The organism is Enterococcus avium (assembly GCF_002891025.1).
Classification (GTDB): domain Bacteria; phylum Bacillota; class Bacilli; order Lactobacillales; family Enterococcaceae; genus Enterococcus_A; species Enterococcus_A avium.
Window position 1 is genome coordinate 818,871 of record NZ_NBSL01000002.1, and the last position, 24,472, is coordinate 843,342.

Genomic DNA, 24,472 nt, shown 5'->3' on the forward strand with positions numbered 1-24,472 from the left:
TTTTCTTTACAAAGGAAGTATAATTTATGAAACGAGTTTCATAGCAAGCGTTTTAGCTTATTTTTCTAAAATAGTGAAAGCTGTTCACGTTTATCTTCAAATTCATGTAAATATCCGAAAACTTCCTCTGTTCGCCAAAGGATATTGTGTTTTTGACAGGTTTCGATGAAAATGCTCATTAACCGATCATTATTAGGACTGTTACATACGTAATTATCACCAAAAGCAAATTGATACTTTTTCTTCATTCCTGGAAAGTGCTTATCTAGTTGATCGTAGAAATATTCACGATTTCCTGAACGCATGGTTACCCCAAAACCAAAACAAAGAATCCCCTTGACTCCGGCTTGAACACAATAATCTAAAATACCGCGAATATTTTCTTCGCTGTCGTTAATAAAAGGCAAAATAGGGGAGAGCCAAACAAGAGTTGGTACGCCGACCTCTTTAAACCTCAGCAAAGTTTCATATCGCTCTTTAGTAGTAGAAACATAAGGCTCTAAGATTTTGCATATCTCTTCATCATAAGTTGTCAGAGTCATTTCAACAACGGCTTTGGTTTTTTGATTAATTGATGTTAATAATTCGAGATCCCGTAAAATTCGTGCAGATTTCGTTTGGATTGCTACACCAAATTCATACTTGTCGATCAATTCCAAAGCTCCACGTGTCATTTTTAATCGAGGCTCTAATTGAATGTAAGGATCGGTCATTGCTCCGGTACCAATCATACAGGGTTTTCGCCGTCTTTGCAGCTCATGTTCGAAAATCTCTAATGCATTCGCTTTTACTTCAATGTCCTCGAAGGGATGATTGATTTGGTAGCAGTCACTGCGGCTATCGCAATAAATGCAGCCATGTGTACAGCCGCGAAAGAGATTCAAGCCGTTTTTTGCTGATAAAATCGTTTTATATTCTTTATAATGCATTGTACACCATCCATTCTAATTTGCTTTTGCCTGAGCATTTTTTCCTGAATTTACAAGAGCAAAAGAAGAACAAGAGTTCGTATCTATTATCCCATAAATTTTTGCTGATAACAATCTTAAGTATCGGTATAATGAGCAATGGAGGTGTTTTTATTGCTGAAAATTGGTGAGTTTTCCCAGCTTGGTCAGGTGTCGATTCGAACCTTGCGTCATTATGATGAGATCGATCTGCTTCATCCGCAAGTAGTTGATGAAGAATCAGGTTATCGTTATTACTCAGTAAAACAATTAGAAGTTTTAGCCCAGATTGTGTTACTGAGGGAGCTAAAGTTTTCTTTGAAAGAAATCAAAAGCTTGATTCAACAAGATCCGAAGATTTTTACCGCAGCTTTATTAAAAAAAGATCGTGAAATTGAAAAAGAAATCCAACGTGATCAATTTCGTCAGCAGCAAATCCATCAAATGATTCAACGGATGCAGCATAAAGGAAAATACCAAGTGTCGATCAAGAAAATTCCAGCTTTCTCCATCGTCAGTTTGAGAAAGAGAATTAAGAGCTTTTATCATGAAGGATTACTTTGGAAAGAGTTTATGTCTCTGTTAAAAAAACAAGGAATTGCTTTTCCGACTAGCCCTGATGAGAATTTAACAATTTTTCATGATAAGGAATATCTGGAGGAAGGCGTAGATGTTGAGGTAGCGATTATTTCAGATATCGTAGCAGAGGCACCACTGAAAATGCGAGAGCTTCCTGCACTGGAGCATGCGGCAATCATGTATGTCGAAGGAAATTACCATCAGCTTCCAGAAGCTTATCAAGCATTTGCTAAGTGGCTGGAGGAACATCCTGAATTCAGCATGGTAAAAGCCACGCGACAAATTTGTCATGTGGGTCCAGAACATACAGAAAATCCTGAGGAATACCTGACTGAGTTACAAATTCCATTAATTTCCTTGACTCTCACGCAACGTGAGGATTTATCTTCTAATTAGAGGTCGCGACTCAAAAAATAATTGGGGGAATCAACATGGAAATTAAAGAAATCGGCAAAGTGAAACAAACGGATGCAGGTGTTTATTTAGAGTTATTGCCAGAGTATCAAGACGGATTAATCGGTTTGGATGATTTTAGTCATTTGTATGTTTTGTATTGGTTCCATCATTTAGATATACCTGAACTTAGAGGAACAACGGTCAGCAAGCCCTATACAAACGGACCAGAAGAACTGGGAACCTTTGCTACAAGAGGTCCGGTTAGACCAAATCCAATCGCGCTGTCGGCAGCAAAAATTACCAGTATCCAAGGTAACAAAGTGTATCTTGAATATCTGGATGCAGAGGATAACAGTCCAATTTTAGATATCAAGCCTTATACAGCAAGCTTTGACGTATTAGAAACCTTTCAAGGGCCTGAGTGGTGCGCACATTGGCCGCAATCCTTTGAACGCTCGGGAAATTTTGACTGGGGAGCAGAATTCAATTTTTCTGAATAGGGTAGAAGCTTTTTTAAAAAATATTTTCACTTTAACAAACGAACGATGATGCTTGTCTTTTTGAATGAGCATGATCGTTCATTTTTCGTTTTCAAACAAAAAAATCAAGAATAATGAAAATTTCAGTGCTTTTCTGATAAAACAACTTCTGTTGATGTTTCATTGTTGATAAATAAATGAAATGGTGCTATATTATCAAATATAATTGATACAGATTTTAAGGAGATGTAATACAGTGAGTAAGAAGGGTTCAGAAATCATTGTAAGTAGTTTAGAAAATCATAATGTTCCATTTATTTTTGGGATTCCTGGTGCCAAGATTGATGGCGTCTTTGATACATTAGAGGATCACGGACCACAACTAATTTTAGCTCGTCATGAACAAAACGCAGCGTTTATGGCTCAAGCAATTGGTCGTTTGACTGGAGAACCGGGGGTTGTGATCGCCACCAGCGGCCCTGGAGCAAGTAATTTAGCAACAGGTTTAGTTACCGCAACAGCTGAAGGAGATCCAGTTTTAGCTTTAGCCGGACAGGTAAAACGTTCTGACCTTTCAAAGTTGACTCATCAAAGTATGGATAATGCAGCACTGTTTGCACCTATCACAAAATATAGTTCTGAGATTCAAGATCCAGAAACCTTATCAGAAAATATTGCGAATGCGTTTCGAATTGCAAAAACAGCTAAAAAGGGTGCTAGTTTTCTCTCTATTCCTCAAGATGTAACGGATGGGGAAGTGCAAGGAGAAGCGATTAAGCCACTATCTGCTCCGATTTTAGGTGCGGCCTCAGAGGAAGATATTGCGGACTTAACTAAACGAATTCGTGATGCAAAATTACCAACATTATTAGTCGGTATGCGAGCATCCGGAAAAAAAGAAACAGCTGCGATTCGGAAGTTGGTTGAAAAAACTGGTTTACCAGTCGTTGAAACCTTCCAAGGGGCGGGAATTATTTCACGAGAGTTAGAGAATCATTTCTTTGGCCGCGTTGGACTATTTCGCAATCAACCAGGAGATATGCTGCTGAAGCGTAGTGATTTAGTCCTAGCAATTGGCTATGACCCAATCGAGTATGAAGCAAGAAACTGGAATGCAGAGAAAGATGCACGTATTGTAGTAATTGATGAAGTCCCTATGGAAATCGATCAATACATGCAGCCAGAAGCTGAGTTAATTGGCAGCATCGCCAAAACGATTGAAAAATTGAGTGATTCGATTGATAGTTACCAATTATCAACGGATGCTGATCATTATTTATCGACATTGCAAGATAAACTAACAAACGGCAGACATAAAAGTGAAACGGCAGAAGGTCGCGTCCATCCCTTAGAAGTCATTGATACACTGCAACAAAATGTAACAGATGAAATGACTGTAACCGTGGATGTCGGTAGTCACTATATTTGGATGGCTCGTCACTTTCGTAGCTATGAACCACGTCATCTGCTATTCAGTAACGGGATGCAAACATTAGGGGTAGCTTTGCCATGGGCAATTTCTTCTGCACTAGTACGTCCAAATACTCAAATATTCTCAGTTTCCGGAGATGGCGGCTTCTTATTCTCAGCGCAAGAATTAGAAACAGCTGTTCGCTTGAAGCAAAAAATTATCCACTTAATTTGGAATGATGGTAGCTACAACATGGTTGAATTTCAGGAAGAAATGAAATACGATCGTTCTTCAGGTGTACATTTTGGGCCTGTGGATTTTGTGAAATATGCAGAGGCTTTTGGAGCAAAAGGATTACGTGCAACATCAAAAGCAGAATTAGAAACAGCCATTCAAGAGGGGCTAGCCACAGAAGGGCCGGTAATCATCGATATTCCGATTGATTATTCAGATAATAAGGAATTAGGTAAAACAATTTTACCTGATCAATTCTATTAGACCTTCTTAGTGAATATCTGTGAAATAAAACAAAAGAAGGGGATTACTCATGACAGTGAAAACAAAAAGCTATATCTATCAGCATGGAACACTGGGTGGTTTGATGCAAGATTTAATGGATGGAACCGAAAAAATCGGTACTTTATCAAATTACGGTGATTTTGGTTTGGGAACATTAGAAGGCTCCAACGGTGAAGTCATTTTCCTAGATGGTGTCATTTACCACGCTGATGAAACAGGAAAAATCAATCAATTAGTTGGTGATGAGTTAACACCTTATGCAGCAGTCACTAATTTTGAATCAGATGAACGATTTACTTTAATGAACGTTTCTGATGATGTTGTAAAAGAGGACATTTTAGAAAAAATCAGCCACAATTTATTTGCGGCTGTCAAAATAAATGGCAAGTTTAAACATATGCATGTGCGGGTCGCGCCAAAACAAGAAAAACCATATCCGCGTTTCGTTGAAATTGCGCGCAATCAACCAGAATTTGAGGCCGATAATATTTCTGGAACGATTGTCGGTTTCTTTACACCAAGATTATTTCACGGTGCCGCTGCTGCTGGATTCCATTTACATTTCATTAGCGATGATCGGAAATTTGGCGGTCACGTATTGGACTTTAAGTTGTCAGATGGAACGGTTGATCTTATGGAATTAGCCGAATTCCGACAACATTTTCCAACCGAGAATGCAGATTATCTCTCAAATGAGATCAAATTGGACGAAATCTCAAAAGATATTGAAGAAGCAGAATAGTAAAAAGTCAGAAGCAAAAAAATGATATGCTACCCTTGTTTAGGGAGAGCATATCATTTTGCTTCTGTCTTTTTTACGCATTCTTTCCCATTTTCGATTTTGCTGAGATCAGGCGAGAGCGACCAGGGGCTTGAACTAAAACGGTCAATTCTTTCAGGGCATCCTTAGCGATCCACTGCTGTGGTTTAGATGTTTGTCTTTGCATTGTCTCGGCAGTATTAATCGCTAACTCTTTGGCTTCTAAATTGGTTTTGCCAAGTTCTCTCAAAGCCCAAGAGGCGGCCTTTTTCACTAACAAACGTTCATCATCTGAATAGCTCTCAATCAACTCTAAATAGTTTTTTATTTCAGCGATTGTAAGGGAGGCATGTGTTGAGGTGCTTGCAATCAATGTAAAAGCCGCTCGTTTGAAATACAATTTGTCAGAATTTATCCAACTTTGAATGAAATGATCGAAGTCTTTTTGTTTAATCAGAATATTTTTACACAACAAATCACAGAGATCCCAAGAAATGATGCCATCCATTAAATAGTTGATGTCTTGATCATTACAGTCTTTAGGCTTTAGTGCTAACACGGTAAGTATTCTACATTCATGGTAATTGGTTTGCCATAGCTGCATTAAGAAATCTTTTTCTTTTGGAATTTTTCGAGCGAACTTACGTAATTCAGCAGTTGAAACCCCAAGTGTTTGTTCAGCCGGAATTCCGAGTTTGATGATATTCTTCCTAAATTTCTCTGATGCCGCTTCTTTTAAATAAATCAGAATCTCATCAATCGTCATATTCATCACCTTTTTCCATAAAATAAAAAATGCGGTTCTATAATATTTGGTGTTGTTACTCTTTCTGAGTGAGAACACCAAGTATTTTTTTATACAAAAAGACATTTGGTTGTCCTATAATTAAATCGCTGAACCCAATCATAGGAGGCGAACCAAATGTCCAGTATTAAGAATATCAAATATAAAGATAATTGCCTAGACAAAACCATCAAACAAATCCTAAATATTCACGATTCCAACATTACTTTTTCTAAAGACGCCGTTTCAAAAGAAAAAGTCCATGACAGAATGGCCACCGTCTTTACTGGTCGACTGAGCTATCCGTCTCCTCGGTGTGAGTGTTGCGGCTACGACTCCGTCATCCATCATGGCTACAAAGATAGCTGGATTCAATTACTCCCTTATCAAGAGGTGTCTACCTATCTTCATCTCTATAAACAACGGTTTTATTGTAAACAGTGTCACCATACCTTTTCAGCTAAAACCTATTATGTCGCAGAAAACTGTTATCTCTCCCAAGCGCTCAAGTTTGCGATCGCTGTTGATTTAAAGAAGAAAATTTCGATGAAAGATATCGCTCAACGTTACTTGGTTTCCGCTAAAACGGTCGAACGGGTCTTGGATTCTTTTTTTGAAGAACCACGACTGAAGCCCAATTACTTACCCAAACATCTATTGATTGATGAATTCAAAGGAACTAAGGACTGTCAGGGCGCCATGTGTTTTATTCTCAGTGACGCGGACACGGGGAAAATCTTTGATATTTTAGAGGATCGAAGAAGCTTCAAGCTGATCGCCTATTTCATGCGCTTTACTTATCACGCTCGGAAAAACGTTTCTCATGTCGTGATGGATATGAATGCGGGCTATGAGTCTGTGACAAAGGTCGTTTTCCCAAATGCTCGGATTTCCATTGATCGATTTCATGTGATCCAACAACTTAATCGTGCATTTAATAAGCAACGGATAAAAACCATGAATCACTTGAAAAAGAGCGACCCGCAAGCCATGAAAAAGTATCGCAAGCTTAAGAAATATTGGCGAACCATTCTGAAGAAAAATAGAAAAATCAATTATTCTTCGCTTAAACAATACCCGCTTTTCCAACGGAAATACCTGACAGAATCGGAAGTATTGGATTATTTATTATCAATTGACGAGCACTTACGGACAAGCTATGATGTGTATCAGAATTTGTTAGATGCCTTCGATGCCAAAGATTATAAAGGATTTTACGAATGCATTGATCACTTACCGGCGTTACTTGATCCAGCATTTAAAAAAGCGATTCTTTACTTAAACAAACACAAGCAAGCGATTATCAATGCGTTAAAATACCCTTATTCAAACGGGAAACTTGAGGGGAAGAATAACCTGATTAAAGTGATCAAGAGAGTGGCATTTGGTTTTAGAACCTTTCGCCACCTTCGTATGCGAATTCTGATTCAACAGAATCTTTGCGACATTATTTGAGCAAAAAAACAAAAAGAAAAAAGGAAACGCCGAAGCATTTCCTTTCAGTGATTTAATGAGAACAACACGATTTGACTTAGAGCCAAAAATGCAGAACAATGATCAGAGATATTCTGATTGTTGTTCTGCATTTTTTGAATCGTTTATTAAATTCCTAATAGTGAGGCAGGGTTTACAAAGCCTGACCATAACGCTGTTGAAACCCCAAAGTGTAAATGAACGCCTGTTGAATTACCCGTTGTTCCCATACCGCCTAATACTTGACCAGCACTGACTGATGAACCAACACCAACACTTGGTGCAGAAACCATGTGCATGTAGTAAGAGTAGTAGCCATCTGGATGCTGAATCACTACATGATTCCCAGCTGACCAATGGAAACCAGCTTCAACGACTGTTCCACCTTTAGAAGCCATGATTGGAGTGCCGGCAGAACCAGCAAAATCAATGCCGTCGTGTTGTGTACCAGATGCGCCTGTTGGATCTTGGCGTGGACCAAATGGACTTGTAACGACTAACCCAATTGATAATGGAGAGGCCCAACCACTGCTAGTAGCCGCAGGCTTAGAGGTATTCGATGTTGAGGTCGTCGGATTGGTTGTCACCTGACTAGCACCTGCATCGGTAACTGTTTGAGCCTGTTCCTGTTGCTGTTTCGCTTCTTGTTCTTGTTTTTGAGCTTCTAACTGAGCAATTTCCGCTTCTTGTTTTTGCTTGGCTGTTTCAGCCTCAGCAGCCTGTTTCTCCGCTTCTTCTGCTGCTTCTTGAGCTTCTTCTGCCGCTTTCTTCGCTTGTTTTTCTGCTTCAGCTTGTGCTTTTTCACGAGCTTCTTCTTCTTTTTTGCGTTGTTCCTCTAAAGCTTTCAAAGCCGCTTGACGTTTCTTTTCGGCATCTTCTTTTTGTTTTTCAAATTTATCTTTTTGATCTTTTTCAGTCGCGATACTTGCTTGGATTTCATTAATTTTCACTTGCTGATCCAATTTTGTTTGAACTAATTGCTCTTGTTTGGCTTTTAGTTCCGTTGTTTTCTTGTTGATCACTTGAAGACGTTGTTCGGCTTCTTTTTCAAGCTTTTCAAGCTCAGCTTTATCTTTGGTTTGTTGTTCCATAATGTTTTTGCTTGCTGTTAAGATAGTAGAGACAGCCATTGTCTTTTTAACCGCTTCACCAAGTGATTTAGAATTGATCACTGCATCAACGATTGAACCAGAATCCTGTTTCGTTTGAACATCGCGAGCTTGATTTCTGATTTGTTCTTCCCGTTTTTGAATTTTTTCTTGAAGGGTAGCAATCTTTGCTGTTAAATCGCTTAATTTCTTTTCCTCATTTGTCTTTTCTTTTAAAACAGCATTCACTTCTTGTTCCACGGCAGCAACTTGCTGCTCTAATGCTGCTTTTTGATCCTCAGCAGATTGCTCAGTTTGTTGTAAATCAGAGATTTTTTTATCTTGATCAGCAATTTTTTGATCGTACTCATCTGCTAATGCGCTTAATGGGGTAGTGGTTAGTGTTAAGGCACATAAAGTTAGTGCCGTATATTTTTTCAACTTAATCAATGGATTCCCTCACTTTTTTCAGCTTTCGGGTTCAATTATATAAGAAACTATGAAGAAAAAGTTTAAAGTATTTGAATTTTTATGTAACCGTATAGATTGTAACGATAATGAAATATTTCAACGAGGAATTAATCGTGAAAACGCTTGACAAGCCGCTCTTTTAATGATTTGAATACTATTTTTGTCTGTGATCACTTATATTTTAATCAATGGAGAATTTCAAAGAGTTACGGTAGAATAAACCGAAAGTTATTAATACTCTATATACTCAATCTGGAGAAATTGATACACTTATTACGTATTTAAATTGGGAGGAATCCGCATGGGTTGGAAAAATCAAGAAGCAAAAGAAGAGGCTTATAAATTAATGTTGATGCAACAAAAAGCATTATTAGAAGGTGAAACGGATTTGATAGCTAATTTGGCTAATTCATCTGCCTTATTAAATCAGACATTACAAGAGACAGTTTTTGCAGGGTATTACCTTTTTAGAAACGATGAATTAATCTTGGGCCCATTTCAAGGAAATGTTTCGTGTGTTCATATCGCAATGGGGAAAGGTGTATGTGGGGAAGCGGCTGAGAAAAACCAAACATTAATTGTCGAAAATGTACTGGAGCACAAAAATTATATTGCTTGTGATTCAGCCGCACGATCAGAAATTGTTGTTCCAATGAAGAAGGGGGAACAATTGATAGGCGTATTGGATTTAGATAGTTCCGAGATAGCTATGTACGATCAAATTGATCAATTTTACTTGGAACAATACGTCTCATTATTACTGGAAAATTTGAACTAAAATTTTTAATTTTTATCTAAAAAGATGGTTATTTGATAAATAACACCCTTAATGTGGTATTTTACTTCGCTTAATGCTACTATATAAGTGTAGTATAAAACATTAATGAGGTGGTTGAATGAATAAAGAAGCGATTATTGTTGGAGAAAGCTATGAATGCCGTAAAACTGATTTTGCTCGGCCGATCATCGGAGAAGTAATTCGTAAAGAAAATAATGGATGCATTGTGAACGTTGAACGTTTTTACGGATTGGATGCAGATAAGATTGACCAAGTAAATGGGCAAGTATTAATTAAATACAGTGAAGTAGCAGGAATTGTTTCCAAAGAATGTTTCTTTAGTTAACGGACCGTCCTGTTTAAAAAATCACTCCGAGAATATCTCTGAGTGATTTTTTGTGTCAATTTTTTAGGTAAATAAGATTTACAATTATTGAATAACATAGCCATATTTTTTAGTTTTTTTCAAAAAAATAGTTTTTGCTTATTAATTAAGAACTTAATGATTGGAATACGCACTTAAAATCCCATGGAAGGCTATTCCATGGGATTTACTAGTTAATTAGTTTTTTCAATTGTTTTGATTAGATACTCAGCAAACTCTGAAGTAGATAACTCTTCGATATCAATCATCTGTGCAAAATCGTGTGTCATCTGATTGTTCTGCAACGCTTTTTCAATGGCAGCCATAATTTTTTCGCTGGCCTCAAACCAGCCAAGATGATCCAACATCATTGATGCGGAGAGTAGTAATGAACAAGGATTAGCCCAGCCTTTACCAGCAATATCAGGTGCGGTTCCATGGGTAGCCTCAAAAATCGCATGTCCTGTTTTGTAATTGATATTTGCGCCTGGAGAAATGCCGATCCCGCCAACTTGTGCAGCTAAAGCATCAGAAATATAATCACCATTCAAGTTAGTTGTTGCGACTACTTGGTATTTTTCTGGATAAAGCAGAATTTGTTGCAGGAAGTTATCAGCAATTACGTCATCCACAATAATTTTCCCTGCATTTTTCGCTTTTTCTAATGCTTCATTCGCTTTTTCAGTACCGGATTCAGCAGTGATTTCTTTGTACTGATTCATCGTAAAAGCCTGAGGATAGTTCTTTTCAATTAAATCATAACCCCAATTTTTAAAGCCGCCTTCAGTAAATTTCATAATATTTCCCTTATGAACAAGGGTGACCCGTTTTTTTCCTTGCTGGATGGCGTAATCTAGAGCAGCCGCAATTAAACGCTCACTGCCTTCTTGAGAGATAGGTTTAATCCCTAACGAACTGGTGTCTGGAAAACGAACTTTAGTAACGGCTAATTGTTCTGCTAAAAAGTCTAAAAGCTGTTTGACCTCGGCAGAATTATTAGCAAACTCAATTCCAGCATAAACGTCCTCCGTATTTTCTCGAAAGATCGTCATATCCGTTTTTTCAGGTTCCTTTAAAGGTGAAGGAACCCCACTAAAATAGCGGACAGGTCTTACACAGGCGTATAGATCTAATTCTTGACGCAAGGTTACATTTAGAGAACGGAACCCTTCCCCGATTGGTGTTGTCAACGGTCCTTTAATAGCAATTTTATGTTGTTTGATTGCCTCTAATGTTTCATCGGGAAGCCAGGTACCTGTTTGGTTAAACGCTTTTTCACCCGCAAGAATCTCAAGCCATTCAATTTTTCGATCATTTGAGTAAGCAGAAGAAACGGCCGCATCAACAACCTTTTTTGTCGCCTGCCAAATTTCTGGTCCGATACCATCGCCCTCTATATATGGAATAATTGGAGTCAAAGTGTTCGTCATTATGCCTGCTCCTTTTGCATTTTTTTGTTTATCACTAGCGGTAAAATTCCCTGATTCTTCCAATAAGCAATATCAGCTTCGGAATCAAAGCGCAATTTTGCCTGGAAGTGGATATCCTTTTCACCACTGGCAGTCACATCAATGATTTGATTGATTGCCGGTTCCGTTGGAAATTCGAAGCTGTAGCTTTCCAAGCCAGTCAAACCAAGTGATTCAGCGGTTTCTCCAGGAAGGTATTCAAACGGAATCACGCCCATCATCACTAGGTTACTGCGATGGATTCGTTCGTAGCTTTCTGCTAAAACTGCTTTGACACCTAAAAGATTCGTTCCTTTAGCTGCCCAGTCTCGAGAAGAACCCATCCCGTAGTCTTTTCCTGTAAGAATCAATGTACCAATCTGTTCTTTTTGGTATTGCATTGCTGCATCGTAAATGGATAGCTCTTCACCAGTTGTCGCCAGTTTTGTGTACCCACCAGTTGTTTCCGGAGTTAATTGGTTTTGAATTCGAATATTTCCAAAAGTTCCCCGCATCATTACTTCGTGGTTGCCTCGTCTAGAACCAAAGGAATTGAAATCTTTATACGATAAACCGCGATCTTTCAAGTATTTACCAGCAGGAGATTGAAGGCCGATATTTCCGGCTGGAGAAATATGGTCAGTTGTTACAGAGTCACCAAATTTGGCTAAGACACGTAAATTGTTTAATGGATTTGTCTCGTCTGCTTCTTGTCCAAGATTTGTGAAGAACGGTGGATTGGCAATGTATGTTGATGCATCGTCCCACTCGTAACAATCACCCTCTGAGGTTTCGATCTGATTCCAGCGTTCATTGGATTGATAGACGTTCTTGTACGCCTTACGGAAATCATCTGGATTTAAGAAATCATTGATATAGTCATTCACTTCTTCTTGTGTAGGCCATAAATCTTTTAAATAAATGTCTTTACCAGCGACTGTAGCCAATGCTTCTTTTGTTAAATCCTTTTTAATCGTACCGGCTAGAGCGTAGGCGATCACTAAAGGAGGAGAGGCTAAGTAATTTGCCTTAATTAATGGATGAATCCGGCCTTCAAAATTTCTGTTCCCTGATAGAACTGCTGAAACTACCAGTTCACTATCTTTTAAGGTCGTTTCAATCTCCTCTGCTAAAGGACCAGAATTGCCGATACAAGTCGTACATCCATAACCAACGATATCAAATCCTAATTCAGCTAACGGCTCTAACAAGTTGCCTTTTTCTAAATATTGGGTCACAATTTTTGAGCCAGGCGCTAACGAAGTTTTAATTGTTTCTGGAACCTTCAATCCAAGGGATACAGCCTTTTTAGCCAGTAGGCCAGCAGCTACCATGACAGAAGGATTGCTCGTGTTGGTACAACTAGTGATTGCAGCCAAGGTTAAATCACCAGTTTCAATTGTATTGTTTGTTCCTTGGATAGTTACTCTGCGATCTATTTCATCAGAATCCAAACCAAATCCTTTAGGCCCACTTGGATTAGTTAAAGAAGTTTGGAAATTTTCTGCCACTTCTGCTAATTGAATCCGATCCTGTGGTCGTTTTGGACCTGCAACAGAAGATTGAACAATTGATAGATCTAATTGAATCACACGTGTATAGATAGGTGTTTCAGATCCATCGTAAAAGAGTTTATTTTGTTTCGCGTAGGCTTCAACTAACGCGATCTGTTCTTCTGAACGACCAGTTAAACGTAGATAGTTCAGTGTTTCTTCGTCGATTGGGCAGAAGCCGCAGGTTGCACCGTATTCAGGCGCCATATTAGCAATTGTTGCACGGTCAGAAAGACTTAAAGTTTTGTAACCAGTTCCGAAATACTCAACAAATTTACCAACAACTTTTTCATTACGTAAAAGTTCAGTTAGGTAAAGAGCTAAATCTGTTGCTGTTGCTCCTGGATTCAATGTGCCAGTCAGCTCTACCCCGATTACTTCAGGCGTTGGAAAATAGGAGGCTTCTCCTAAGATTGCAGCTTCAGCTTCAATACCGCCGACACCCCAACCAAGTACGCCTAGACCGTTGATCATCGTTGTATGAGAATCTGTCCCTTCTAATGAGTCAGGAAACAGCAGATTTTCATCATTCTTCAAAATGACATCAGATAAATATTCCAAATTGACTTGATGAATGATTCCTGTTTCTGGAGGAACAACTTCGAAATTGTCAAACGCTTGCTGCGCCCATTTTAGAAATTGATAACGTTCGTGATTTCGTTCAAATTCTTTCTCCGTGTTGTAAGCCAAGCTTTCTGAGGTGCCGGCACAATCGACTTGAACAGAATGATCTACAACTAAAGTTACCGGAATTTCCGGGTTAATGAGCTTTGGATCACCGCCAAGCTTTACGACAGCATCACGCATCGCAGCGAGATCAACCACTGCGGGGACACCTGTAAAGTCTTGTAGAACGACTCTTGATGGTCGAAAAGGTACCACTCCTGATGGTTGTTTCGCGTCAAAGGTGATCAAATTCTCTAAATCAGCGAGCTCCTGATGTCGTGCTAAGCTTTCTAAAAGTACTCGAATGCTGAATGGATAATCAGCGATATTTTTTTGATACGTATTGACAATAGCCGAAAGATCAAAGTATATATAATGTTCGTTTTTGATAAAAAGTTCTTTTTTCCAATTCAATCCCAAATCCCTCCTAAGTACGTTATCGTTTAAAATCAGTTGGGTTTATTATACGAATAAAGAAAAAGAAAGTAAATGAAATTATTAAAAGTATTTCATTTTACGCCAATGGTGTTATAATGTTTCTTAACCCGATTGTTAAATTAAATAAGGTTAGGAGGACATAATGATGTTAGATTTGAACCAAATGGCCGAGGTATGCCGAAAAGAGGACTATTTAGATGCTTCTTTATATAAGAAACATAATGTAAAAAGAGGATTACGCGATCTAGACGGTAAGGGAGTTTTGGCTGGTTTGACCAATATCTCCACGATTCATCCGCAAATCATGTCCGGTGATAAGGTTATTTCCAAATATGGTGAATTGCGTTATCGCGGAATTGATATTAATGAATTGGTTAATGGCTTTGTTTCAGAAGAGCGTCTGGGCTTTGAAGAAGTGAGTTATCTGTTATTATTTGGTACTTTACCAACCGAAGTTGAACTAGCTGAATTTAAAGCTTTAATTGGCAAAAGACGAACACTTCCCACCAACTTTGTACGTGATGTTATTATGAAGGCGCCGTCACATAATATCATGAATATGATTTCTCGGAGTGTCCTAACATTGGGATGTTACGATGATAAAACGGATGATATCAGTATTGAGAATGTTTTAGATCAAAGTTTATCGTTGATCGCAACGTTTCCAATGATTGCTGTCTATTCTTACCATGCTTACAATCACTACAGTAAGGGCGATAGCATGTACATCCATCGTCCGGATGAAAACTTGAGTACTGCAGAGGCTATTTTGACAATGCTGCGTCCAGATAAAAAATATACCAGCCAAGAAGCCCAAACATTAGATATGGCATTGGTGTTACATATGGAACACGGCGGAGGGAACAACTCGACTTTCACAACTCGAGTCGTTACTTCTAGCGGCACAGATACTTATTCAACAATCGCAGCGGCCTTAGGCTCATTAAAGGGACCTAAGCATGGTGGGGCCAACATTAAGGTGACCCAAATGATGGAGGACTTAAAAGAGAACGTAAATGATTGTGAAGATGAGAACGAAATTCGAGATTATTTAGAAAAGATTTTAAATAAGGAAGCCTTTGATAAACAAGGACTAATCTACGGTATGGGTCATGCGATTTATGCTGAGTCTGATCCGCGGGCTGAAATTTTTAAAAGATATGTGGAAAAATTAGCGGCAGAAAAGGGATCTGAAGCCTCTGCTGAATTTAACTTATATCGTAAAGTGGAGCGTTTGGCCCCTGAAATCATTTCTGAAAGACGTAAAGTTTACAAGGGAGTCAGTGCCAATATTGATTTCTTTAGTGGTTTTGTTTATCACATGTTGGATTTACCCCAAGAATTGTATACACCGATGTTTGCGATCGCGCGAATCGTTGGTTGGTCAGCACACCGTATCGAAGAGCTGATTAATGTTCAAAAAATCATTCGGCCTGCTTATATGGAAGTTTCCGAAGACCGTGAATATCAAAATATTACTGAGCGCTAAAAACATCCGTCAGAATCTTCTTCTGGCGGATGTTTTCTATTCTGTAATCAATCCTAAGTCAACACAAGCTTTCCAAATACCATCGTCATTTACAGCAGTTGTCACATAAGCGGCTTTTTCTTTTAGAGCTGGCGCAGCATTTCCCATGGCAACAGGAAACCCTACAGCATCAAACATGGTAAAGTCATTTTCTTCATCACCGAAGGCTAGTGCTTGTTTGGCCGTGATCTTCATTGAGTCACAGATTTTATGAATTCCTTCTGCCTTTGTCCCAGTTTTCAAATGGATATTAGCCGCAACTGGAGCGACCTTTTCTGCGATAAGCGGGGAATCTATCCCTAATTTGAACTCTGTTTTCTCACTCCAAGGAACGATCAATTGGATGACATTTTTCGGGAGCGGATCTGTTTTTTTCAGCAAGGTCTTTTTAGAGGAAGGGTCTCCTATATATTGATTTGTCTCGAAGCAATACAATTCATGAGGAGTTTCGATTAAACATTCTATATTCAGCTTTTCTAAATGATCTAAGAGCTCTGCTAATAGCGGTTGAGGGATTACATTTTGATGAATCATTGTTCCTTGATAATGTACACAATTTCCATTGGATGAAATAATGCTGTCCACGCCTAATTTATCGGCCATTTCAGCTAAAGTACCATAATGCCGACCGGAAGCAATCACGGGTTCGATCTGGTTTTCTTTTAATCTGCGTAAAGCCAGCTTTGCAGAATCGGGAATTCGTTTTTCAAAGGACAAACCATGAGGTAAGTTGTTATCGGCCAGGGTACCATCAATATCAAAAAAAGCTACTCGATAATTTTTCATGCGAACACTCCTCGTAATATATTTCAGAGCTAGTAATTACTCTGTAAAAAATCGAAACTAAAACTTTAAATATTTTCTTTTACAATTAGTATAAAAGAAAGTTAAAGAAACATCAGCTCAAATTTTTAATCAGCAATGATTTAATGAAAGGAATGTGGAAAATGATTGTAATCATCACGGGAGCGACTCATACGGGTAAGACAGTTTTAGCACAAAGATTATTGGAGACCTATCATTATCCTTATTTGTCAATTGATCATCTGAAGATGGGCTTGATCCGAAGTGGCGAAATAGATTTAACTCCAGCGGATGATGAAGAACTTACATTTTATCTGTGGAATATTTTAAAAGAAATCATTAAAACAGCGATTGAAAACGAACAAAATTTAATCACTGAAGGCATATATGTTCCCTTTAATTGGAAACAGTCTTTTTCTGAAGAATATTTGGATCAGATTAGTTATTACTGTTTGATTATGACGAAAAACTATATTGAGACTCACTTTTCTGATATTAAAAAGTATGCAAATACCATTGAAAAAAGGCTGGATGATTCGGATTTGACGATGGAAGATTTGATTAAAACCAACAGTGAAAATCTAGCGATGTGTAAAAAATATGCCTGTAATTATTTATTGATTGATGAAACCTATAATTTTGAGGAGGACTTACATGAGAGTAGAATCAAATAAGCGTGAAGATTACTTACAGGATTTACCAGAGATATGTTTGTCTCACCCTTTACTGAAAAGATTAAGTCAGAAGCTCTTTAACAATACTAAAAATGAAATAGAAATCATTCAAAGAGCCTTTCTATATGTCAGAGATCAGATCGATCATTCTTGGGATATCCAAGCAGATGAGGTAACCAAAACTTCTGTCGAGGTACTGAGGAGTGGACACGGAATTTGTTATGCCAAGGCAAATCTGCTAACAGGATTATTGCGAAACGTGGGTATTCCTACAGGTTATTGCTATCAAAAGTTGCGGCTCTTTGATGATGAAGAAAAGCGCTATTGTATTCATGCGTTAAATGCTGTTTATTTCGAGATATTGGAAAAGTGGGTCAGGATTGATGCGCGGGGAAATAAACCGGGAATCAATGCTCAATTTTTTTTGGATAGAGAACAATTAGCCTTCGAACCCAATACCAATCTAGGTGAGCAAGATTACAATGTGATCTTTACAAGACCAAATAGAGAAACTATGCTTGTTTTGGATAAAAGCAAAGATGCATTGAGAATGTAAGGAAATGAACCGCCGGATTCGCTTTAGGAGAGAAGCTAAGTTGTTGTCTTTCCAATCGCTTGGAAATTCGCTACAATGATAAAAAAGATAGTTGGAGAAGACAAGATGAAGAAGATTACAATTAAAGAAGTTGCTGAAGAAGCGGGTGTTTCGAAAACAACGATCTCGCGCTTTTTAAATAAAAATTACGGTAATATGTCGAAGGAGACAAAAGAAAGAATCGCAGAGGTGATTGAACGCTTAAACTATCGGCCTAGCAAACAGGCCCAAGCGTTGAAATCAAAACATAGCTATTTGATTGGAGTCGTAGTAGCGGATATTTCTAATATGTTTTCTTCATTACTTTTGAAGGGAATCGGAGAGGTTTTAGAAAAAAGCGGGTATCAAATGATTATCATGGATGCGGCAAACTCAATCACTCAGGAAAAAGAACTATTGGAAAAGCTGTTAGATCAAAGTGTTGAAGGAATTATTTTACAGCCTTCTTCAAGACAATCGGCAAATTATACATTTATTTCAGAGCGTAACATTCCACTGCTATTGGTGGATAGGCAAACGGATCCAGTGCAATGGACCTCTGTGTTGACCAATAATCGTGCTGCGACAAGAGAGGTATTGGTAAAAGCGTTGGCAAAGGGCTATGAACAGGTAGTTGTCATCAGTGAACCGATTAAAGACGTCAGCACTCGACAATTACGCTACGAAACAGTCGATCAAGTGGTAAAGGAAGCAGGAAAGCAATGCCAACTGATCGAAATTAGTCAGGAAGAGCAAATCAGTGATAGTTTATCAACTATTCTTGAAGAGGATTTACAGACTTTGCTGTTTGCTTCCAACGGTCGAATGCTGATGGATGTCTTGACGTGGTTGATTCACCAAGAAATCGCCATTCCAGAAAAAGTAGGCGTGACTGGATTCGATGATTGGAATTTAACAGAACTTGTCGGTCCTGGAATCACCAGTGTGGAACAGCCTTCAAAAAAGATTGGTGAAGTTGTAGCCGAGCAATTATTGCAAAAAATGACGACGAAATCAGAAGAGGTTCAAGAAATAATCGTACCTTCAACTGTTCGTTGGCGGAAGTCAGTATAATCGAAGTTATTTTATAAAATAAATCTTAACAGATAAGCCTTGTTTGGAAACCGGTTACTAAACAAGGCTTATTTATTTTGCTGTAAGGCAGATGTTTTTTAATTTTGAAATCGTTGACATTTTTTGGGAACCGGTTTACTATACAAATATAGAAACCGGTTAACTAACTGAAAGGACGCGATTTTATGAGAGATAAAAAGCTTGTGCTTAATTTTTTAGTTTATGCAGATAGAGTAGCTAATGGTGCTTTACAAAGCGATTTATTACAGGAAATATCTGATTTAGGTTTTACCCAAGTTGAGATTCGGAGAGAGTACTTTAAAGATATTAAAAAAGAGATTCCTGTTATCCAATCAGAGGCAGAACGATTGGATTTGAAGTTATTTTACAGTGTTCCTGATGAGGTCTATGTGAATGGAGAACTCAATCCTAAGTTGCAACAATATTTGATTGAAGCTAAACAAATGAATGTTCAGCATATCAAATGGAATATTGGCGATTTTAATGGAGAACTTCATGAAAAAGAATTGAAAACGCTTGTTGATTCTGGAGTTGCTATCTCAATTGAAAATGATCAAACTCAAACTTCGGGAACGATTAGTGCTATCAATACTTTTATGAATGCTATTAAAAATACTGATTTATCAATTGGTTACGTTTATGACCTTGGTAACTGGCGGTTTGTTGGTGAGGATGAAATAAAAGCTGCAGAATTATTAAAAGACTATGTTCGCTATATTCATGTAAAGGATGTAGAAGTTGAAAAGGGACAGCCACAAGCAATAGGACTTGATCATGGTGATATTGATTGGCGTAAAGTTTTACAAATACTACCTCAGGATGTACCGGTTGCAATCGAGTATCCTACAACCGCAAATGACGAAATTTTAGAAGCCAAAGAATTATTGGAGAGTGAATTCTAATGACTGAACAACAAACAAAAATCGATCCAGAAACATTTGCTTATCATTTTATGGAAACGATTCATCGACCTGAAATAGATAAGGAAGATATGGAGGTAGCGGCAAAAGAAGCTTTAGCTGCTTATCTGACTGGTTATTATTTGATCCAAAAATTCAATCATTTGGAAAATGATTTCTTTGTTGAAGATCATGCAAAACCAATTTCAAAATACCAGCGCATCTTAAGTGAGCTAAACAAATATTAGGAGGTGAAGGAACATGGGTAGCGCGATAACAGGAATATTATTAGCCGTAACTTTCATTATTTTTGTACTCTATGCGATGAAGGGCGGTAACTTGACTGTTGGGTTCTTCGTAATGGCAATCTTATGGACGATCATCGGAATGGTGCCGTTTAACATAGCTGTAAAAGAAATCTTTACCGAGCCTGTTTTAAATTATGGAAAAACGGCTGCGTATATTATCTTTGGTTCCTGGTTTGGACGAGTGTTAGTTGATACTGGAATCGCAGGAAGTATTAGTCGTCGCACTGAAAAAGTCGGAAAGAAAAGTCCTGTCTTAGCCACTGTTTTGATCACTCTTGTAATCGCTTTAATCTTTACAAGCTCTTATGGAGTTGGATCGGCTATTGCGGTTGGAGTCATTCTGTTTCCAATTATGTTTTCGATTGGGGTACCAAAAAATATTGCTGTTTCCGTTTTTACGATTGCTATTGGTGCCGCAATGTATGTCAATAATGTGCTGTTTGTACAATTTCAAGTGTTCTTTCCGAAAGTAGCATGGGGCCCTCATTACCAACGCTTCGGTTTTGTGGCGATGGGTGTGCAAATGGTGATTCTGATACTGTTCATTTTGTTTAACGCGAAGAAAATTCGAAACGGCAAACCTGAAATTGTCGAAAGCGATTTGAAAGAAGAGGTAGTGGAAGTTCCGATTTGGACGTATGTATTGCCAGTTATGCCTGTAGCCTTAAGTATTTTTGCTAAATGGGACGCTGTACCAGCCCTTTTGCTTTCGACCATCATTGCTTTTGCTGCGACAGGTAATATGAAACGCTACAGCAAATTTGTGACGATGATGAATGAGACGGCTAAACATGCGATTAGCGATATTGCTGGTTTATTGATTATGTTGTTTGTCTTAACTATGTTTCAATCGGCAGCAGTGCATGCAATGTCAGGTTTTACGAGTGTCTTTCAAGAAGTCATACCAAGCAGCAAGCTTGTCTTAATTATTATCGTAGCGATTATCGCACCGCTTTCTTATTTCCGTGGCCCACTAATGCTCTATGGTGCTGGTGCTGCAACTGCAGCAATTTTAGTTGGAACGGGAATGTTTGACCAATATTTCTTATACGGTCTGTTAGTCGTACCATCTATGATGGGTGTCTCAGCTTGTATTACTCAATCATGGAATTTATGGTCTGTACAATATGCCGGTTTGGATACTAAAACGTTCTTAATGACAGGACTGCCATGGGCGTGGGCAGCAACTGTTTTGAATTTGATTGTTGCCTATATCTTACTTTAAAGGAAATCAATGAATTTTAGTTGCAAATTAGTTTTAATAGTAAGCTGTTAAAAAATAACTAAAAAAGGAGTAATTAACATGAGTGAGTTTTTAACTATTGGTGAGCCAATTGCATTGTTCGGATCTGAGGAAGTCGACAAATCCTTAAAGGATGCTTGTCATTTTCAAAAATTTTTAGCAGGAGCGGAGGTTAATGTCGCTGTCGGCGTTTCTCGTTTAGGTCATAGCAGTGAATACATTACACAAGTCGGGAAAGATCCCTTTGGCGAGTTTATTATTGATCGCCTGCATGAAAATAAAATTGGGACAGATTATATTTCTGAAACGGCTGACTTTTGGACAGCTTTTCAATTAAAGGATCGCGTTAGTCAAGGAGACCCAAGTATTTTTTACTTCCGCAAGGGTTCGGCTGCCGCCCATTTTGATCAAGAAATACTAGATAAAATTGACTTTTCAGAGGTGAAAATGGCCCACTTATCCGGAATTTTTCCAGCTATTTCAGCTGAGGCCCAAGAAGCCTTCCGCTATTTGATTCATTTATTAGAAAAGAACAATATCCGTACAACCTTTGATCCTAATCTTCGTCCGCAGCTTTGGGCGAGTCAGGAAGAGATGGTGGAAACGATCAATGATTTAGCATCACATGCTGAAATTGTCCTTCCAGGAATCAATGAGGGTGAAATTTTGATGGGCAGTCGTGATCCGGAAGCAATTGCTGACTTCTATTTGAACAATGGAGAAGTAACGAAAACAGTGATCGTCAAGTTAGGAACTGAAGGGGCTTATGTAAAACAAAAGGATGGTACTTCCTTTACTGTACCAGGGTTTAAAGTAGCGGAAGTTGTAGATACCGTCGGTGCTGGCGATGGCTTTGCAGTTGGGTTGATCACTGGCTTGATCGAAGGGAAATCTTTAAAACAAGCGGTTATTCGTGCTAATGCCATTGGGGCGATGGCAGTTCAATCCCCTGGAGATAACGATGGATATCCAACTCCGCAAGAATTAGAAGAATTTTTACAACAACAGGAAGTGGAAGCATGAGATTACAAGCAGCAATTGACCGTGTATCATTGGAAGAGGCGGTTGCGTTAGCCGAACAACTAGATGGTAAAACAGACATTTTAGAAATGGGAACCTCCTTAGTTAAGGATTATGGCAATCTAGCTATCGAGAAATTAAGAACAGTTTTGACCAAGACCGATTTACTTGTAGACAGTAAGACCATCGATGAAGGCGCGTATGAATTTAATCAAGCTTTTCGTCACGGTGGAGACATTGTAACTGTGATGGGCGCAGCCTCAATTGATACTTTGAATGTTTGCTATGAAGTCGCCGAAAAACAGAATAAAACAATGATGATCGATTTACTTGAAGTAACGGATGAAAAAATTAAAAAAATCCAGATATTTCCTAATGCTATCTATGCCTTGCATCACTCAGTTGATCGGAAAGATTCGTTTGATGCGACTGCAAGTGTCGAAGCTTTTCACCAAAAATTCCCCGAAATCAAACGCTTGGCGATCGCAGGCGGAATCGATTTGACACAGGCGGGGTTGTTAGCAGATCAAGGATTAATTGAAGTTGTCATTGTCGGATCAAAAATCACTAAAGCGGAAAACCCGCTGAAAGCAGTAAATGAATTCATGGGAGCTGTTCACAAATGAAAACAATCGAAACAATCATACAAGAAATCAATCAAGTAATGGAGCTAGTTGATGAAACGGAACTGGAACAGGCCTTGCCACTGTTTCAAAAAAATAAGCGAATCTTTGTAATTGGAGCGGGTCGCAGTGGATTTCAAGCGAAGGGCTTTGCGATGCGTTTGATGCATATCGGTTACACCGATTATGTAATGGGTGAAACGATCACTCCTTCGATTCAAAAAGGAGATACTTGGGTGGCTATTTCCGGATCAGGTACCACTAAAGGAATTGTTTCAGATACCGAAACAGCAAAAAAAATGGGACTTGATATTGTTGTGTTAACGAGTGCCAAAGAGTCTCCATTAGCCAAGCTTGCTGACAAAGTTATTGTGGTACCTGGCGCAACAAAGACTGGTGCTGGAGTAAAATCTGTTCAGTTATTATCAAGTTTATTTGACCAGACAGTGCACATCACCTTGGATGCCTTAACCTTGAAGCTTGCTCAGCGTGATCAAACTTCCAATGAAGATGCTCTTCATGAGCATGTCAATGTAGAGTAGGTGAGCAAGATGAAAAAAATGGAACGATTAACACGAATTGAACATGCTGGTGTAGTGGCAGTTGTCAGGGAAGATTCTCAAAAACGTGCCATTGAGGCAGCACGCGCCGTCATAAAAGGCGGGATTAAGGGGATTGAAGTTACTTTTTCTGTACCGCAAGCAGATCAAGTAATTGCTCAATTGAAAGAAGAATATCAAAATGATTCCAGCGTAGTGATTGGTGCAGGAACAGTTTTGGATGCCGTTACTGCTCGTTTAGCGATCCTAGCAGGTGCAGAGTTTATTGTTAGCCCTTGTTTTGATCAGGCTACGGCAGAAATGTGTAATTTTTATCAAGTTCCTTATATGCCAGGTTGTATGACAATTACTGAGATGCAGCAGGCAATGAAAAGCGGCGCAGATATTGTAAAACTTTTTCCTGCGAATAATTTTACTCCCCAAATGATTAAAGCAGCAAAGGCCCCACTTCCACATGTGAACATTATGCCGACTGGCGGAGTGAATTTAGAAAATATAGCAGCCTGGAAGCAAGCGGGAGCAATTGTTGTTGGTGTTGGCGGCAACCTATTTAAGGGTGTCAAAGATGAAAATTACGAATTAGTTTCTCAAACCGCTAAACAATATATTGAGGTGTGGCGAGAAAACTAATTGCTTAACATTCTTCTATCGTTTTTTTAGATAAATCGTGAAATAAATAGGTAAGAATCACTTTGCAGATATTTTTTCTCCATTGACAAGCTGAAATATCTCTGATATTTTATTAGCAATTGATGAAACGCGTTGATAAAGAAAGTAAAGTAATCATCTTTGTTAAAGAGAGTTCCTGTTTGGTGAGAGGGGATGCAGAGCAATTACTTGAAAATGGCTTTTGAGCGGATTTCCCGAAAATTTAAGGAAATACGGATGCCCCCGTTAACCAGGCACAGTCTCCAAGAAAAATTTTGGGTACTGATCGAGGTGGAATCTGTGAGGATTTTACGATTAAAGGTGGTAACGCATAGTCTATGC

24 protein-coding genes and 1 other annotated feature (1 of these 25 running past the window's edge) are annotated in these 24,472 nt (G+C 38.6%); of the genes, 18 read left to right on the forward strand and 6 right to left on the reverse strand.

Translation table 11 applies throughout. From position 1 onward, the window contains the following. Nucleotides 1–65: 65 nt before the first annotated feature. Nucleotides 66–929, reverse strand: a complete 864-nt coding sequence (locus AUF14_RS04255) for an SPL family radical SAM protein (RefSeq protein WP_016182110.1) — start codon at nucleotides 927–929, stop codon at nucleotides 66–68. A gap of 144 nt (nucleotides 930–1,073) precedes the next feature. Here AUF14_RS04255 and AUF14_RS04260 point away from each other — a divergent pair, with 144 nt between their 5' ends. The 4 genes from AUF14_RS04260 (at nucleotide 1,074) to budA (ending at nucleotide 5,073) form a co-directional block, all read left to right on the forward strand. Beyond that, nucleotides 1,074–1,922 carry a MerR family transcriptional regulator gene (locus tag AUF14_RS04260; protein ID WP_225844257.1) on the forward strand — a complete coding sequence of 283 codons (849 nt, stop codon included), beginning with the start codon at nucleotides 1,074–1,076 and terminating at the stop codon, nucleotides 1,920–1,922. A 35-nt stretch (nucleotides 1,923–1,957) separates the two neighbouring features. Next, complete coding sequence (gene tsaA / locus AUF14_RS04265) at nucleotides 1,958–2,422, forward strand: tRNA (N6-threonylcarbamoyladenosine(37)-N6)-methyltransferase TrmO (protein WP_016182112.1); 465 nt, start codon at nucleotides 1,958–1,960, stop codon at nucleotides 2,420–2,422. 235 nt (nucleotides 2,423–2,657) lie between these two features. Then, the gene (gene alsS, locus AUF14_RS04270) at nucleotides 2,658–4,310 is read left to right on the forward strand and encodes an acetolactate synthase AlsS (protein WP_016182113.1); all 1,653 of its coding nucleotides are present in this window, start codon (nucleotides 2,658–2,660) and stop codon (nucleotides 4,308–4,310) included. A 49-nt stretch (nucleotides 4,311–4,359) separates the two neighbouring features. Beyond that, nucleotides 4,360–5,073, forward strand: a complete 714-nt coding sequence (gene budA, locus AUF14_RS04275; protein WP_016182114.1) for an acetolactate decarboxylase — start codon at nucleotides 4,360–4,362, stop codon at nucleotides 5,071–5,073. Nucleotides 5,074–5,146: 73 nt separating this feature from the next. Here the strand turns inward: budA and AUF14_RS04280 are convergent, their stop codons facing one another. Then, entirely contained in the window at nucleotides 5,147–5,863 is a 717-nt protein-coding gene (locus tag AUF14_RS04280; protein ID WP_225844258.1) for a DNA alkylation repair protein, read from the reverse strand. A 150-nt stretch (nucleotides 5,864–6,013) separates the two neighbouring features. Between AUF14_RS04280 and AUF14_RS04285 the strand changes: the two genes are divergently transcribed. Beyond that, nucleotides 6,014–7,330, forward strand: coding sequence for an ISL3 family transposase (locus tag AUF14_RS04285; RefSeq protein WP_102865887.1), 1,317 nt, complete (start codon nucleotides 6,014–6,016; stop codon nucleotides 7,328–7,330). A 146-nt stretch (nucleotides 7,331–7,476) separates the two neighbouring features. On the opposite strand, the gene AUF14_RS04290 is transcribed toward AUF14_RS04285, so the two are convergent. Further along, on the reverse strand, nucleotides 7,477–8,886 hold the full coding sequence (locus AUF14_RS04290; protein ID WP_016182116.1) for a peptidoglycan DD-metalloendopeptidase family protein: 1,410 nt from the start codon (nucleotides 8,884–8,886) through the stop codon (nucleotides 7,477–7,479). 322 nt (nucleotides 8,887–9,208) lie between these two features. On the opposite strand from AUF14_RS04290, the gene AUF14_RS04295 reads away from it, so the two are divergent. Both AUF14_RS04295 and AUF14_RS04300 read left to right on the forward strand, forming a co-directional pair. Next, nucleotides 9,209–9,685, forward strand: a complete 477-nt coding sequence (locus AUF14_RS04295; protein WP_016182117.1) for a GAF domain-containing protein — start codon at nucleotides 9,209–9,211, stop codon at nucleotides 9,683–9,685. 118 nt (nucleotides 9,686–9,803) lie between these two features. Next, a complete protein-coding gene (locus AUF14_RS04300; protein ID WP_016182118.1) occupies nucleotides 9,804–10,031 on the forward strand; it encodes a hypothetical protein in 228 nt (75 codons plus the stop codon). 212 nt (nucleotides 10,032–10,243) lie between these two features. Here the strand turns inward: AUF14_RS04300 and icd are convergent, their stop codons facing one another. Next, nucleotides 10,244–11,479 (reverse strand): NADP-dependent isocitrate dehydrogenase, encoded by a 1,236-nt coding sequence (icd, locus tag AUF14_RS04305; RefSeq protein WP_016182119.1) that lies wholly within the window; start codon nucleotides 11,477–11,479, stop codon nucleotides 10,244–10,246. Further along, on the reverse strand, nucleotides 11,479–14,130 hold the full coding sequence (gene acnA, locus AUF14_RS04310; protein WP_049219094.1) for an aconitate hydratase AcnA: 2,652 nt from the start codon (nucleotides 14,128–14,130) through the stop codon (nucleotides 11,479–11,481). Before acnA ends, icd begins: the two co-directional genes overlap by 1 nt. A gap of 187 nt (nucleotides 14,131–14,317) precedes the next feature. Between acnA and AUF14_RS04315 the strand changes: the two genes are divergently transcribed. After that, on the forward strand, nucleotides 14,318–15,643 hold the full coding sequence (locus AUF14_RS04315; RefSeq protein WP_369905946.1) for a citrate/2-methylcitrate synthase: 1,326 nt from the start codon (nucleotides 14,318–14,320) through the stop codon (nucleotides 15,641–15,643). Between the two features lie 36 nt (nucleotides 15,644–15,679). On the opposite strand, the gene AUF14_RS04320 is transcribed toward AUF14_RS04315, so the two are convergent. After that, nucleotides 15,680–16,468: a Cof-type HAD-IIB family hydrolase gene (locus tag AUF14_RS04320; RefSeq protein ID WP_016182122.1), complete on the reverse strand. Its 789-nt coding sequence runs from the start codon at nucleotides 16,466–16,468 to the stop codon at nucleotides 15,680–15,682. 161 nt (nucleotides 16,469–16,629) lie between these two features. Here AUF14_RS04320 and AUF14_RS04325 point away from each other — a divergent pair, with 161 nt between their 5' ends. From AUF14_RS04325 to AUF14_RS04370, 10 genes are all read left to right on the forward strand, one after another. Then, complete coding sequence (locus tag AUF14_RS04325) at nucleotides 16,630–17,160, forward strand: ATP-binding protein (RefSeq protein WP_016182123.1); 531 nt, start codon at nucleotides 16,630–16,632, stop codon at nucleotides 17,158–17,160. Then, nucleotides 17,141–17,716 carry a transglutaminase-like domain-containing protein gene (locus tag AUF14_RS04330; RefSeq protein WP_016182124.1) on the forward strand — a complete coding sequence of 192 codons (576 nt, stop codon included), beginning with the start codon at nucleotides 17,141–17,143 and terminating at the stop codon, nucleotides 17,714–17,716. The genes AUF14_RS04325 and AUF14_RS04330 overlap by 20 nt, the downstream gene beginning before the upstream one ends. 105 nt (nucleotides 17,717–17,821) lie before the next feature. Then, complete coding sequence (locus AUF14_RS04335; protein ID WP_016182125.1) at nucleotides 17,822–18,808, forward strand: LacI family DNA-binding transcriptional regulator; 987 nt, start codon at nucleotides 17,822–17,824, stop codon at nucleotides 18,806–18,808. A gap of 185 nt (nucleotides 18,809–18,993) precedes the next feature. Beyond that, entirely contained in the window at nucleotides 18,994–19,731 is a 738-nt protein-coding gene (locus AUF14_RS04340; protein ID WP_016182126.1) for a sugar phosphate isomerase/epimerase family protein, read from the forward strand. Next, a complete protein-coding gene (locus AUF14_RS04345) occupies nucleotides 19,731–19,976 on the forward strand; it encodes a hypothetical protein (RefSeq protein WP_016182127.1) in 246 nt (81 codons plus the stop codon). Before AUF14_RS04340 ends, AUF14_RS04345 begins: the two co-directional genes overlap by 1 nt. 13 nt (nucleotides 19,977–19,989) lie before the next feature. After that, nucleotides 19,990–21,261, forward strand: coding sequence for a hypothetical protein (locus tag AUF14_RS04350; RefSeq protein WP_016182128.1), 1,272 nt, complete (start codon nucleotides 19,990–19,992; stop codon nucleotides 21,259–21,261). Nucleotides 21,262–21,339: 78 nt separating this feature from the next. After that, nucleotides 21,340–22,302 carry a sugar kinase gene (locus tag AUF14_RS04355; protein WP_016182129.1) on the forward strand — a complete coding sequence of 321 codons (963 nt, stop codon included), beginning with the start codon at nucleotides 21,340–21,342 and terminating at the stop codon, nucleotides 22,300–22,302. Beyond that, complete coding sequence (locus tag AUF14_RS04360; RefSeq protein WP_016182130.1) at nucleotides 22,299–22,925, forward strand: orotidine 5'-phosphate decarboxylase / HUMPS family protein; 627 nt, start codon at nucleotides 22,299–22,301, stop codon at nucleotides 22,923–22,925. The genes AUF14_RS04355 and AUF14_RS04360 overlap by 4 nt, the downstream gene beginning before the upstream one ends. Then, on the forward strand, nucleotides 22,922–23,464 hold the full coding sequence (gene hxlB, locus AUF14_RS04365) for a 6-phospho-3-hexuloisomerase (protein ID WP_016182131.1): 543 nt from the start codon (nucleotides 22,922–22,924) through the stop codon (nucleotides 23,462–23,464). The genes AUF14_RS04360 and hxlB overlap by 4 nt, the downstream gene beginning before the upstream one ends. Nucleotides 23,465–23,473: 9 nt before the next feature. Next, complete coding sequence (locus tag AUF14_RS04370) at nucleotides 23,474–24,112, forward strand: bifunctional 4-hydroxy-2-oxoglutarate aldolase/2-dehydro-3-deoxy-phosphogluconate aldolase (protein ID WP_016182132.1); 639 nt, start codon at nucleotides 23,474–23,476, stop codon at nucleotides 24,110–24,112. A gap of 123 nt (nucleotides 24,113–24,235) precedes the next feature. Continuing rightward, nucleotides 24,236–24,472: a binding site (T-box leader), on the forward strand (it continues 7 nt past the right edge of the window).